This is a genomic window from Rhodopseudomonas telluris (genome assembly GCF_042432815.1).
GTDB lineage: Bacteria > Pseudomonadota > Alphaproteobacteria > Rhizobiales > Xanthobacteraceae > Rhodopseudomonas > Rhodopseudomonas telluris.
The window spans coordinates 440466-453509 of sequence record NZ_JBHLWM010000005.1 but is presented as its reverse complement, the minus strand read 5'-3'; the positions used below and the strand labels follow the sequence as shown (position 1 = coordinate 453509).

The window sequence follows — 13044 nt, the reverse complement described above, 5'->3', positions numbered from 1 at the left end:
CTTACCGCGATGGAAAGCCCCTTGCGAGGGGGGCGCGCGAAACTGCGACAAGGGCTCCGAGCTTGATACATGACATGCCAGATCGTGGACACGGCGGACCCGGGCAGCCGGCCTCGTCCGAGCCGCTGTGCCAGGTGACGATGTGCGAGTGCCTCAACGAAAACGCGCTGCTCGCCAAATATGCGATCGACCGGATCGCCGACATGATCATCTGGCTCGACGAGCACGGGCGGGTGATGTTCGTCAACGCGGCCGCGACCAAGCTGCTCGGCTACTCGCAGGCCGAGTTCCTGTCGATGACGGTGCTGGATCTCGATCCGCTGTTCAACGCCGACATCTGGCGCGACCACTGGCGCGACGTCGAATCCCGCGGCTCGTTCACGCTCGAAACCGTCAACCGGACCAAGGACGGCGTCGACATTGCGGTCGAAGTGACGGTCAATTTCGTCGAGTGTCTCGGCCGCAAGATGAACTGCTCGATCGTCCGCGACATCACCGAGCGCAAGCGCGCCGCCGAACAGCTCGCGGAGATGCACCGCAAACTGGTGCAGGCCAATCTCACCGACGAGTTGACGGCGATCGCCAACCGCCGGCATTTCGACAGCGTGCTTTCGACCAGCTACGCTAGGCATGTGCGGTCCGGCGCCCCGCTGTCGCTGATCCTGCTCGACATCGACCACTTCAAGGCCTTCAACGACCGCTACGGGCATCTGCAGGGCGATCGCTGCCTGCAGCGCGTCGCCGAAGTGATCGACAGGCGGATGTTCAGGCCGGCCGATCTGGCGGCGCGCTGGGGCGGCGAGGAGTTCGTCTGCATCCTGCCGGACACCGATGAGGCCGGCGCGCTGGTGGTGGCGACGGCTCTGCGTGAGGCCATCCTCGACCTCGCCATCCCGCACGAAGCGTCGCCGACCGCGCGCGTCGTCACCGCGAGTTTCGGCGTCGTCACCGCGACGTGCACGGCCGACAAGACGTCGCACAGTCTGTTCGAGACAGCGGATGCGTTGCTCTATGACGCGAAAAACCAGGGACGAAACCGCATCGTCCAGTCTCCCTCGCGCGGCTAGAGCAGTTTTGTTTCCGATGGAATCGGAGCTGACGATCCGGGTCTCTTGCCGCAGGGAAAGCCTCATGGTGAGGAGGCGCGCAGCGCCGTCTCGAACCATGGGCCACCCGTGCTGCGTTCCCTCATCCTTCGAGACGCCCGGCTTCGCCGGGCTCCTTCCTCAGGATGAGGACACATCGCCTCTGGAAAGACCGTATCGCTTCCATCAATCGATGAAGCGCTCCAGCAGGGCGGGGCGATCCGCGCCGATTGACTTGCGCCACATCCCGCGATTGGCTGGCTCACAAGCGGCGATGCGCCGCGTTCAAAATGGGGGAAGCAAACATGCGACAGCTCTCGATCGGTCGCCGCGCGCTCGGCATTGCGGTGCTGGCGGCGCTCGGCGCCGCCATGAGCGGCACCGCCGTCCGCGCCGATGACGTCGCCGGCATCTGGCTGCGCGACACCGGCGCCTCCAAGGTGAAGTTCGCGCCCTGCGGCGGCGCGTTGTGCGGCACGCTGGCCTGGATCAAGCCCGGCACCGACACGCCCGCCAAGGTCGGCCAGAAGGTGTTCTTTGACATGAAGCCGACCGGCCCGGACGCCTGGAGCGGCAGCGCCTTCAATCCCGAAGACGGCAAGACCTATGCGGGCAAGATGACCCTGTCCGGCGGCACGCTGACCACCCAGGGCTGCGCGATGGGCGGCCTGATCTGCAAATCCTCAACCTGGACGCGGAGTAACTGAGGCGGTCTTGCGAGTTACAGAACAAATGGTCTTGCCGGATGTCCTGAAGACGGGACTACGGATCGTATTTTGTGGCACCGCGGCGGGGCGTGCGTCCGGGGCCGCCGGTTGTTACTATGCGCACAAGCGGAACAAGTTTTGGAGCGTGCTCCACGACACGACCATCACGAACGAGAAGCTTGATCCCACAGCCTTCAACGAGGTCGTCAAATTCGGCATCGGACTGACGGACCTTTGCAAGGATCTAGCCGGCAGCGATCGCGACGTTCGGCCGAAGCCGGAACATCGGATCGTTCTGAGAGACAAGATCGAGCGACATCGCCCGACCTATTTGGCCTTTACGAGTCTGGAGGCCGGCAAGAGGTTCTTTGGTCGTCGCGTGGACTTCGGCCGGCAGTCCGAGTGCATCGGAGATACGAGGATCTTCGTGCTGCCATCGACCTCGCCAATGGCGGCTTGGAATTGGAACTCAAACGAGAAATATTGGTTCGAATTAGCCGAGGCCGCACGTTGCCTCGAATCTCGGTGAGAGCCGCGCATCTGCGTTTGCGTCCGGTTGGTCTTGCCGCTTGATCTGGAGTTGTGAGTGAGCGTCGCCTTTACCAAGGAAGAAAGTGCCGAGACCGCAGCGGAGACGATGCTGCCGGATCGGCCGATTTCGGAGCATCCCAATCTCGTCACGGCGGCGGGGCTGAAGGCGCTGGAGGCGCAGCTGGCCGAAGCGCGCGCCGGCGTCGAGGCCGCGGCTGCGATCGAGGACGTCAACGAACGGCGCCGCGCCGAGGCGATCCCGGCGCGCGACCTGCGCTATTTCGACATCCGCGTCCGCAGCGCGCAGCTGATGCCCGAGCCGGAAACCAACGAGGTCGTCGCGTTCGGCTCCACCGTCACCTTCCGCCGCCCCGACGGCCGCGTGCAGACCTACCGCATCGTCGGGGAAGACGAGGCCGACCCGAAGCAGGGCACGATCTCGTTCGCCGCACCGGTGGCGCGGCTGCTGATGGGCAAGGAAGTCGGCGACGTGGTGGGGAAGGGCGCACAGGAGCTCGAGGTGATGGAGATCGAGTAGGGGACTGCGTCGCCCGGCGTAGCGGACTCGTCGATGAGAAAGCGGATTGCTGCGCTGATATATGCGGCGGGTGGATGCACCGACTGTAGCCCGGGCGAGCGAAGCGACCTCGGGGATGAAGCTCCCCACGCAAGCCGCCGGGCCCAATCTCACATCGAGTTAGCCGCGTTAACGCTTTCGCCGTCCGCTCGTCGCCAAGCGAGCACGCGCCTCCCAGGTGTTGTAGGCCTTCCAACACTCGAACCCCGACATACAGGCGCGCTATCTCGCTCATCCCGATTCGCAGCGATTCGTCGGTGGTTTGTTCCGCCAGTGTTCGGAGTGTTAACGCGCAGACGAAAGCGCGTCACAGGATGGGACAGCCAACGTCGCCCGGGCGAGCGCGGGCGCGTACACGGAGAAAATCGGCCTGATCGTTCTCGCACTCGGCGCCCGCAGGCTGAGCGCGACGCGCGTTAACTGTTCGGCGGCCGTGAGCCGCGTGAATGGGCGCGTGCGCTCCTAGCGCTAGCGGGGGCGTGGGTGATCCAGCAACCACATCCAGCCCGCCTCGTCCCGCTGAGCCCGATTCGGCCGATTCGTCGCCCCTTTGTTCCGCCCGCGTTCGAAGTGTTAACGCGCGTCCGCCATGGCGTCACAAGCTGGGACGGTCGCGGCGCGTGGCGACCCGGCGCGTGCCGCTGTCACATCGGCCTTGTGCCGATCGTCCTGCTCTGCAGCCGCCGGGCGCGAGCGCGCACCGGGTCTGCTAGCCTGTCCGAAAATCAGGGAGATCGCCGATGACCACCACCTCGCAGAAGCGCGCCGCGTTTCGTCAGCTGCATCAGTCGGGCTGCTTCGTGCTGCCCAATCCGTGGGATGTCGGCAGTGCGCGGCTGCTGCAGCATCTCGGCTTTCAGGCGCTGGCCTCGACCAGCTCGGGCTATGCGTGGTCGACCGGGCGCGCCGACAATCACGTCACCTGCGACGACGTGCTGGCGCATCTGACGGCGCTGAGCGCCGCGGTCGATCTGCCGATCAACGCCGATTTCGAGGGCGGCTTCGCCGACGCGCCGGAAGGCGTCGCCGCCAACGTCACCCGCGCGGTGGCGACCGGCATCGCCGGCCTGTCGATCGAGAATTCCACCGGCGACGCGGCGCGCCCGCTCTACGACGACGCGCTCGGCACCGAGCGCATCAAGGCGGCCCGCGCGGCGATCGACGCCACCGGCGAAGACGTGCTGCTGGTCGCACGCTGCGAAGGTTTTCTGTGCGGCGAGCGCGACCTCGCCAAGACCGCGGCGCGGCTGGTGGCGTTCGCCGAGGCCGGCGCCGACTGCCTGTATGCGCCGGGCATCTCGACCGAAGCCGAGATCACCACGCTGGTGCAGGCCGTCGCGCCGAAGCCCCTCAACGTCCTGACGGTGCAGCCGGCCACCATGACCGTCGCCAACCTCGCCGCCCTCGGCGTCCGCCGCATCAGCGTCGGCGGCGCACTCGCGCGCGCCGCCTGGGGCGGGTTCCTCACCGCCGCGCGCGAGATCGCCGCGCAGGGGACGTTCACGGCACTGGCGGGCGCGGCGAAGGGGGCGGAGTTGAACGGGGTGTTTGGGGGGAAGTAATCAATAAAAGATTGGGAAACTGCGCTGACGCTTCACTCGAAGGATGTCGCCCGGCTTGATTGTGTTGGGGCGCTTTCGCTCGCCACCTTGTTCGGTAAAAATCTCCAAATCTGGATTCTCGATTATCACAGCGTGGACATCGTCCGTGTGTGCCGGCGTTGAGTTATAAATGCTGCTGTAAAACTCACTGACCGGTATCGCGTCGCCGAAGCTTGTAACCAATCGCGGAATATCTTTGTGAAGCTGTTGCTTGGCGTCTTCGCGTCCGGGGGGATCAAATAGATACAGCGCACCATCATGTGAAGGGTCGTAAGACAGCATATTTAGGCCGGAACGACCGAAGTGCGCCTGCATGGTGGCGTTCTCATGCAGCACGTTGTTGTACTCTTGTCTAGCTCTGTAGTTGTTAGCGAAGTGAATAAACCAATATCGCCATCCATCTGGATTGTTAATCGAAAATGGGCTTACGTAAGCGGCGCACCTGTTGAAGGAGTTAAATACGATCCGTTCGGCGGCGCCCAGCCATTCCTTATTGTTCATGACGCCGTCAAGGTTGACTAAGTCGTCTTCCGTGAGCCCGAATGGTCTGAGTTGTCTGCTTAGTTGTGCTCGATCTGTGCGTTGCAGAAATGCGAGAAGTGACGTGATCATGAAGGTATAGAAGATTTCGGCCGACGTGAAAGATTTGCAAATATCAATAATTGTTTCGTATTCAACGTGGCTGGTGCCACACTGGTCCAGATTGAAGATCACGCTGCGGTAGTTTCCGCGTTCGATTAGGCTCTTAATATCTGGATAGGCAGCTTCGAATTTGTCGTTGAAATATTGGACTTTGAGATGCAGTCGCCGCAGCCTGTCTTTCGATGCTGCAATTATTGGTTCTACTCGATCTTTTAGGATCTCAATTGCGTCCGGGTTAAAATCGTTAAAGATAAGTAAGCACTCGATGTCGATAGGCGACATGCCTTCCGCCGCGCGCTTGATGTTGAATGCTTCGGTGGCTATTTCAAGCTCTTGGAGGAAAATCAGCGGCGATCCCGGTGCGCCGCAATTATATGCGCCAGCCCCAGCAAAGCCGTCCACAATTGCAATTCGGAAGCGAGCCTGTTGTGGTCTCTGGCAGCGGACGGCTAGATAGCGCGAGAAATATTGGCGAACAATTTTGTGCTTGCGGCGCGAATGTTCTTCAAGTTCGGCGCCAATTTTCCACTCATAGGGCTTTCCGACCATCTGTCCCCAGTGCAATTGATCGCCCGTTTATGCTCCTAGTGCGAGTGCGGACTTGGGCATTTCGTCCCACTCGCGGCCACGATATTCGCGGCCGTTGTCTTTCTTGGAGCGGCGTTTGTTATCTTTGCCCCATGTACCCCATTGCTTAAAGAAAAATGCGGTGTTGTGGAGCTGACATTGGTCGTAGATGTCGTCAATCCATGCTTCTTTGATCGGTCTTGCTCCCCGACCGCTCTCGCCTCCAACGATGGCCCAATCAATTTCGTGCAAATCCACAAGCCCCACCGGAGCGATCAGGGGTTCGAAAGAGATGAAACGTATGGCGGCAGGAACATTTCGCAAATAGTCGATGCGTTCTGTCGCTTCGCCGCTTTCAACGCTCGTACCTAGCCACACGTTCGCCAGCGCTTTAGGAATTCGAGAGCGAAGCAGCGCGCCCATTCTGTCAGGGCGCTTAGTCAGTATTTGATAGTTGTGGTGCGGCGTGTCGCGCATCACTTCCCACACGCGGAGAATAAAATCGTCGCTAACGCGATCATGAAACAGATCGCTCATTGAGTTGACGAATATTTTGCGAGGTTTTTTCCATCGCATTGGGATGTTCAGCGCTTCGTGGTCCTCGCGAACGACGCCATTCCAAATCGTTCTCTTGCCGCTCTTCCGTGTGAGACCCTTGTATTTCGGTATGTTCATGGCCTGAAGGCGGCGAGCCATTTCCATTGCATAACAGTTTGTGCAGCCAGCGCTAATAATCGTGCAGCCCGCAACCGGATTCCAAGTTGCGTCCGTCCACTCTATAGAGGTCTCAGCCATTTTTTTCTCCGCCCGCGGAGATTGATTGCCAACGGTTAAATAAACCAAAACAGTACATGCTTTGTTCTTGTTCGTCTAATTGTAGTTGGGAGGGCCGCATCGGTTCGAATGGGTAGACCCGCGGCTAGGCGAAGGGACTGCAAAATCTGGAAGCAAAGATCGATCAGCGAAGCGGCTCAACTAGACCGCTGGTGGGATCGTGGCAGCTCTGGGCAAGGAGCCGTCGAAGCTTGGCGGCGTACTTGTCAAGATTTGCGGTCCGCCGGACTGGCGTTCGCATCCTAAGCCGAACCCGTAAGGATTGCTTACAAGTTGCCTTTGGGGCGGCGCTTGTCGACGTGTGCGGCGCCGGGTTCCAGGCTTCGTGCCAGTTCGACCGGGCGCCTGGCTTCGCGGATGGCTTCGGCGCCGGGCGCCGCTCTCAGCAGGGAATAGGAACCAGCGGCGATCGTAATATTCCTACCCCGGCGATTCCAGATAGTGCGAATCGGCTCTCATGACCGACCAACGGCCCCGCCAACAAAAATGCCCGGGACCAGCCCGGGCATTCTCAGCATCGCTTGTGCGACGAAGGGATGGTGCGCGCTGCGGGGACGCGCCGGCCGCCTTACTTCCCGGCCTTGATCTCGATCACCGCCTGGGCGAGGAACTCGCCGAGCTTGAGGCGGATTTCCTGCTCGGTGACCGAGACGCCCTTGTCGGCGAGGTCCTTGGTGACCTTGCGGACGACGTCGGCATCGCCGGCTTCCTCGAGGTCGGCCACCACGACCTCCTTGGCATAGGCCGCGGCGGCATCGCCTGTCAGGCCGAGCTTTTCGGCGGCCCAGAGGCCGAGCAGCTTGGAGCGGCGGGCCTCGGCCTTGAACTTCAGCTCCTCGTCGAGCGCGAACTTCTTCTCGAATCCTTCCTCGCGCTTGTCGAACGTGGTCATGTCTTGTTCCGATCTTGTCAGCCGGCCGCGGGAACGGGCCGGTTTGCGGTGGGCGGGTTCGATGCCTAGATATCCAGAGCGGAACGACAAGACAACTGCCAACAAGGACGCAGCCGAACGGGTAAAACTTGGCCGCACCCGGCCGGATCGATTGTGCCGGACCGGCCAATCAGCTAGGTTGCGGCAAGGCTAGGTTCTTGTTCTGTTTCCGGTTCCGGCCTTCACGGCAGCTCCGCCGTGGGTCCACATCCTCAGACGGAGCCACCCATCCATGGATTTCAACAAAACACGGTACATCCCCATGAGCCGGCGACGTCGCATTTACGAAGGCAAGGCCAAGGTGCTGTATGAAGGTCCGGAACCCGGAACCCTGATTCAGCACTTCAAGGACGACGCCACCGCGTTCAACGCCAAGAAGCATCAGGTGATCGAGGGCAAGGGCGTCCTCAACAACCGGATCTCGGAGTACCTGTTTCAGCACCTCAACGACATCGGGGTGCCGACCCATTTCATCCGCCGCCTCAACATGCGCGAGCAGCTGATCCGCGAAGTCGAGATCGTGCCGCTCGAGGTGGTGGTGCGCAACGTCGCCGCCGGCTCGCTGTCGCAGCGGCTCGGGATCGAGGAGGGCACCCAGCTGCCGCGCTCGATCATCGAGTTCTACTACAAGAACGACCAGCTCAACGACCCGATGGTCTCGGAAGAGCACATCACCGCGTTCGGTTGGGCGACGCCGCAGGAGATCGACGACATCATGGCGCTCGCGATCCGCGTCAATGATTTCCTCACCGGCCTGTTCCTCGGCATCGGCATCCGCCTCGTCGACTTCAAGATGGAGTGCGGCCGGCTGTTCGAGAACGACATGATGCGGATTATCGTCGCCGACGAGATCTCGCCGGATTCGTGCCGGCTGTGGGACATCAAGTCGAACGAGAAGCTCGACAAGGACCGCTTCCGCCGCGACCTCGGCGGCCTGCTGGAGGCCTACACCGAAGTCGCCAAGCGCCTCGGCATCCTGATGGAAAACGAGCGCCCGGTCGGCTCCGGCCCGGTGCTGGTGAAGGGCTGACGGCGACCAGCGCGGCCGCATTGGCGCGTGGCCCATGGTTCGAGACGCGTCGCTGCGCGACGCTCCTCACCATGAGGACGCGTCCAGGGCCGGCGCCGAGCCGCAGCCCTCATCCTGAGGAGCCCGGCGCAGCCGGGTGTCTCGAAGGATGAGAGTCGCAAGCGACGTCATTCCGGGCGAGCGTAGCGCGAAGCCGGAGTCGAGAAGTTGGTACGCACAACGATTCCGGGTTCGCGCTTCGCGCGCCCCGGAATGACAGAAGGGCAGGGCGAGCGCCCGGCATGACGAGGGGACGATGAAAGCGCGCGTGACGGTGACATTGAAGAACGGCATCCTCGACCCGCAGGGCAAGGCGATCGAGGGCGCGCTGAAGTCGCTCGGCGTCGCCGGCATCGCCAGCGTGCGTCAGGGCAAGGTGTTCGACATCGAACTCGCCGCCGATGCCGACAAGGCCAAGGCCGAAGCCGCCCTGAAGGACGCCGCCGACAAGCTGCTGGCGAACACCGTGATCGAGAATTATCGCGTCGAGGTGCTGGGCTAAGTTCGGCATCCTCGCGTGGAGCTGAGGGTTCTGCGATGGCTGAAGTCACTCCCGAACTGATGTACGAAGTCCTGAAATCGGTCCAGGCACGTCTCGCGCAGGTCGACGGCAAGGTCGACGAGCTCAAGCAGGACATGCAGGCGTTGCGGCACTCGCACAACGGACTCCGTCAGGAGATCGTCGGTATCCACACCGAACTCGGCAGCATTCACGCCACGCTGGTCCGCCACGAACAGCGCCTCGACCGCATCGAACGTCGTCTTGAAATCAACGAAGTGTCGACCTCATGAAATCCGCCGTTCTCGTCTTCCCCGGTATCAATCGCGAGCGCGACATGGCGCGGGCGCTGAAGCTCGTCTCCGGCAACGATGCAGCGATGGTGTGGCACGCCGACACCGAGCTGCCGAAGGGCACCGACCTCGTCGTCGTGCCGGGCGGCTTCTCCTATGGCGACTATCTGCGCTGCGGCGCGATCGCGGCGCGGGCGCCGGTGATGGATGCTGTGCGCAAGTTTGCGGCCGACGGCGGCCTGGTGCTCGGCGTCTGCAATGGCTTCCAGATCCTGTGCGAATCCGGCCTGCTGCCGGGCGTGCTGATGCGCAACGCGCGGCTGAAATTCATCTGCCGCGACGTGCATCTGCGCGTCGAGCGCGCTGACAGCCCGTTCACCCGCGGCTACACCGCCGGCCAGGTGATCAAGGTCCCGGTCGCGCACGGCGAGGGCAATTACGAGGCCGACGAAGACACCGTGAAGCGGCTCGAGGGCGACGGCCGGGTGCTGTATCGCTACTGCTCGCCCGAGGGCGAGATCGGCGAGAGCCACAACATCAACGGTGCCGCCGCCTCGATCGCCGGCATCGTCAACGAGCGCGGCAACGTGCTCGGCATGATGCCGCACCCGGAAAACCACGTCGAACCGATCATGGGGTGCACCGACGGTCGCGGCCTGTTCGAGGGACTGGCGGCGCATCTGAAGGCGGCGGCGTAGTCAGCGGCCGTCATTGCCGGGCTCGACCCGGCAAAACCCATCTTCTTCGCAACAACGACTGCACCACGGCTCGCTTCACGAGCGATCGATGCGCGAGCATTCGCCGCGCCGAACGGGCCTCGGCCCCGCAGGCGGGCCAGTTCCGCACCCCACCCTTCAGGTTCGTCATTCCGGGGCGCTCACGCAGTGAGCGAACCCGGAACCCATATCCCCTGTGGTCGTAATTAAAGGGGCGGTGCGCGGCTCGTGCAAAGCCGCGAGTCCAGGGGGTATGGATTCCGGGCTCGCGCAAGCGCGCCTCGGAATGACGGGGAGATGCTATGCGGGGCCTGTGCGGCGCAGGTCGATGCAACCCTTTCCAACCCGATGCGTAGTTGGTTCGACGCCACCTTGCTGCCGCCGAACCCGATGCCCCGGATGCGAACCAAAGCCGATCTACCTCGGAAGACCTGCGCCGCGTGCGGGCGGCCATTCGTGTGGCGCAAGAAATGGGCGCGGGACTGGGATGCGGTGAAGACCTGCTCGGAACGCTGCAAGAGTGAGCTGCGCCGCGCCAACCGCGACGCGCGAGCTGTGGACGTCGCCCGCGCATGACCACGCTTCGGCTCGTGCTCGGCGATCAGTTGACGCGCGAGGTCGCGGCGCTGCGTGATGTCGCGAAGGGCGATGTCGTGCTGATGGCCGAGGTCGCGGACGAGACTACTTACGTCAAGCACCACAAGCAGAAGATCGCCTTCGTGCTGTCGGCGATGCGGCACTTTGCCGAGGAGCTGCGCGGCGATGGCCTTACCCTCGATTACATCCAGCTCGACGCGCGCGGCAACACCGGCTCGATTGCCGGCGAACTGCGCCGCGCGGTCAAGCGACACAAGCCGTCGCGCGTGGTGATCACATCGCCGGGCGAATGGCGGCTGCTTGCCGAGTTGCGCGACCTCGATCTCGGCGTGCCGGTCGAGATCCGCGACGACGGTCGCTTCTTCGCGACCACCGCGCGGTTCGCCGCATGGGCCGCCGGGCGCAAGGCGCTGCGCATGGAGTTCTTCTATCGCGAGATGCGGCGCGAGACCGATCTGCTGATGCAGGGCGACGAGCCCGCCGGCGGGCAGTGGAATTTCGACAGCGACAACCGCAAGCGCCTGCCGGCCTCTGTCGCGGTGCCGCAACGCTTCGGCGTGGAGCCGGACGCGATCACGCGCGAGGTGATCGAGCTGGTCGAGCGCCGCTTCGCCGATCATTTCGGCGACCTTGAGCCGTTCGAGTGGGCGGTGACGCGCGCCGATGCGTTGCGCGCATTCGAAGACTTCCTGCGGCACGCGCTGCCGAATTTCGGCGCCTATCAGGACGCGATGGCGAGCGGCGAGCCCTTCATCTTCCACGCCGCGATTTCGCCCTATCTCAACGCCGGCCTGCTGACGCCGCGCGAGGTCTGCGTCGCGGCCGAGCGCGAATACATCGAAAAGCGCGCCCCGCTGAACGCGGTCGAAGGCTTCATCCGCCAGATCCTCGGCTGGCGCGAATATGTCCGCGGCGTGTACTGGCTGAAGATGCCGGACTACGCGCAGACCAACGCGCTGCATGCCACGCGCGACCTGCCGTGGCTGTACTGGTCCGGCGAAACCGACATGCACTGCATGGCCGAAGCGATCGCCCACACCCGGCGTCACGCCTATTCGCATCACATCCAGCGCCTGATGGTGACGGGCAATTTCGCGCTGCTGGCCGGCATCGATCCGAAGCAGGTCGCCGAGTGGTACCTAGCCGTCTACATCGACGCGTATGAATGGGTCGAACTGCCGAACGTGCAGGGGATGTCGCAATTCGCCGACGGCGGCCTCCTGGCGTCGAAGCCGTACGCGTCGTCGGGCGCCTATATCGACCGGATGTCCGACTTCTGCAAAAGCTGCGTCTATGACGTGAAGCAGAAGTCGGGGCCGAAGGCCTGCCCGTTCAACTATCTGTACTGGGCCTTCCTGATCCGCAACGCGCGCCAGCTGCGCGGCAACCAGCGCCTGGCGATGCCGTATCGCACGCTGGCCGGCTGGGACGCCGCGCGCAAGGCGGCGATCACGGCCGAGGCGGAGGCGTTTCTGGACGGGCTGGCGACGAAGTAATCCGTCCCCGCGACGAAGCCATAGCTGCGTCTCCGCACAAGCATCTCTCGTTCGTCATTCCGGGGCGCGCGCAGCGCGAATCCGGAATCCATAACCCCCGTGCGCTCGGTGGATACGCTGCGTTGCCGCCCCGACACATCGTCAGTCCAGGGGCTATGGATTCCGGACTTGCGCGAGGCGCGCAATCCGGAATGACGAGGAGAGGTTGTGCAGCCTGCGAGATTCCGGGGCGCGCTATGCGCCCCGGAATGACGGGGAGAGGCTGTGCCTCAATGGCTATCCGCCACCTCGGTCGGCGGCACCTTGCGTTTCACGCGCTTGATGGTGCCGGAGAAGGTGAACAGCGGGCGGTCGCCGCATTTCAGGATACCACGGACGAAGATCAGCGACTTGCCGGCGCGGGTGACTTCGCCGGTGGCTTCGATCAGTTCGCCTTCGAACGCCGCGTCGAGAAACTCCGCGCCGAACGCCACCGTCACGCCCGGTCCTTCCAGCTCGCGCGTCGCGATCGCGAACAGGCAGTAGTCGGCGAAGGTCATGAAGCAGCCGCCGTGCACGGCCTTCATGCCGTTGAGATGCTTCTTCTCGACGCGGAAGGCGCAGCGCACGCGGCCGTCGTCGTCGATGCGGTGCCAGAACGGCCCGTTGTGGGATTCGAAGGTGTCGCGCGTCCAGGTGCGCCAGCCGGCGAACTCGCCCTCGGTAGCAGTCTGAAGGTCCGGGCGGTGGGAGCGGGGCGGGGCGGCTTGCTGCACGGCGGAATTATCCTTTCGTCGGGTCTGCTCCATAAAACCGATGCCGCGCTGCAATGCAAATGCCGCGGCGATCTGGGCGCGTCGAATTGACCCTGCGCAAAGGGCGTGCATCCGGCCACAGTATAGGTTTCCGGCCGCCCGCGC

At 63.3% G+C, this 13044-nt stretch carries 15 protein-coding genes; 11 read left to right on the top strand and 4 right to left on the bottom strand.

From position 1 onward, the window contains the following. The first annotated feature begins 74 nt into the window (after positions 1–74). The 5 genes from ACFFJ6_RS13635 to ACFFJ6_RS13615 all read left to right on the top strand — a co-directional run bounded on the left by ACFFJ6_RS13635 (position 75) and on the right by ACFFJ6_RS13615 (position 4462). A complete protein-coding gene (locus tag ACFFJ6_RS13635; protein ID WP_378388541.1) occupies positions 75–1067 on the top strand; it encodes a GGDEF domain-containing protein in 993 nt (330 codons plus the stop codon). Positions 1068–1390: 323 nt separating this feature from the next. After that, a complete protein-coding gene (locus ACFFJ6_RS13630) occupies positions 1391–1792 on the top strand; it encodes a DUF2147 domain-containing protein (RefSeq protein WP_378388539.1) in 402 nt (133 codons plus the stop codon). Positions 1793–1817: 25 nt separating this feature from the next. Beyond that, positions 1818–2321 carry a mismatch-specific DNA-glycosylase gene (locus ACFFJ6_RS13625; protein WP_378388537.1) on the top strand — a complete coding sequence of 168 codons (504 nt, stop codon included), beginning with the start codon at positions 1818–1820 and terminating at the stop codon, positions 2319–2321. 57 nt (positions 2322–2378) lie between these two features. Then, the gene (greA, locus tag ACFFJ6_RS13620) at positions 2379–2861 is read left to right on the top strand and encodes a transcription elongation factor GreA (RefSeq protein ID WP_378388535.1); all 483 of its coding nucleotides are present in this window, start codon (positions 2379–2381) and stop codon (positions 2859–2861) included. Between the two features lie 779 nt (positions 2862–3640). Beyond that, positions 3641–4462 carry an isocitrate lyase/PEP mutase family protein gene (locus ACFFJ6_RS13615; protein ID WP_378388533.1) on the top strand — a complete coding sequence of 274 codons (822 nt, stop codon included), beginning with the start codon at positions 3641–3643 and terminating at the stop codon, positions 4460–4462. Here the strand turns inward: ACFFJ6_RS13615 and ACFFJ6_RS13610 are convergent, their stop codons facing one another. From ACFFJ6_RS13610 to ACFFJ6_RS13600, 3 genes are all read right to left on the bottom strand, one after another. Then, on the bottom strand, positions 4463–5692 hold the full coding sequence (locus ACFFJ6_RS13610) for a three-Cys-motif partner protein TcmP (protein WP_378388531.1): 1230 nt from the start codon (positions 5690–5692) through the stop codon (positions 4463–4465). A gap of 27 nt (positions 5693–5719) precedes the next feature. Continuing rightward, positions 5720–6505 (bottom strand): phage Gp37/Gp68 family protein, encoded by a 786-nt coding sequence (locus ACFFJ6_RS13605; RefSeq protein WP_378388529.1) that lies wholly within the window; start codon positions 6503–6505, stop codon positions 5720–5722. A gap of 607 nt (positions 6506–7112) precedes the next feature. After that, entirely contained in the window at positions 7113–7436 is a 324-nt protein-coding gene (locus tag ACFFJ6_RS13600) for a DUF1476 domain-containing protein (RefSeq protein ID WP_378388527.1), read from the bottom strand. A 301-nt stretch (positions 7437–7737) separates the two neighbouring features. On the opposite strand from ACFFJ6_RS13600, the gene purC reads away from it, so the two are divergent. From purC to ACFFJ6_RS13570, 6 genes are all read left to right on the top strand, one after another. After that, positions 7738–8505, top strand: coding sequence for a phosphoribosylaminoimidazolesuccinocarboxamide synthase (gene purC / locus ACFFJ6_RS13595; RefSeq protein WP_182915243.1), 768 nt, complete (start codon positions 7738–7740; stop codon positions 8503–8505). A gap of 295 nt (positions 8506–8800) precedes the next feature. Next, on the top strand, positions 8801–9046 hold the full coding sequence (gene purS / locus ACFFJ6_RS13590) for a phosphoribosylformylglycinamidine synthase subunit PurS (protein ID WP_054162419.1): 246 nt from the start codon (positions 8801–8803) through the stop codon (positions 9044–9046). A 35-nt stretch (positions 9047–9081) separates the two neighbouring features. Then, entirely contained in the window at positions 9082–9336 is a 255-nt protein-coding gene (locus ACFFJ6_RS13585) for a hypothetical protein (protein ID WP_378388524.1), read from the top strand. Continuing rightward, positions 9333–10034 carry a phosphoribosylformylglycinamidine synthase subunit PurQ gene (purQ, locus tag ACFFJ6_RS13580; RefSeq protein WP_378388522.1) on the top strand — a complete coding sequence of 234 codons (702 nt, stop codon included), beginning with the start codon at positions 9333–9335 and terminating at the stop codon, positions 10032–10034. The genes ACFFJ6_RS13585 and purQ overlap by 4 nt, the downstream gene beginning before the upstream one ends. A 315-nt stretch (positions 10035–10349) precedes the next feature. Then, complete coding sequence (locus ACFFJ6_RS13575; protein ID WP_378388520.1) at positions 10350–10628, top strand: DUF2256 domain-containing protein; 279 nt, start codon at positions 10350–10352, stop codon at positions 10626–10628. Further along, positions 10625–12145, top strand: coding sequence for a cryptochrome/photolyase family protein (locus ACFFJ6_RS13570; protein WP_378388518.1), 1521 nt, complete (start codon positions 10625–10627; stop codon positions 12143–12145). Before ACFFJ6_RS13575 ends, ACFFJ6_RS13570 begins: the two co-directional genes overlap by 4 nt. Before the next feature lie 269 nt (positions 12146–12414). On the opposite strand, the gene ACFFJ6_RS13565 is transcribed toward ACFFJ6_RS13570, so the two are convergent. Then, positions 12415–12933 carry a PaaI family thioesterase gene (locus ACFFJ6_RS13565; RefSeq protein WP_378388516.1) on the bottom strand — a complete coding sequence of 173 codons (519 nt, stop codon included), beginning with the start codon at positions 12931–12933 and terminating at the stop codon, positions 12415–12417. Positions 12934–13044: the final 111 nt, after the last annotated feature.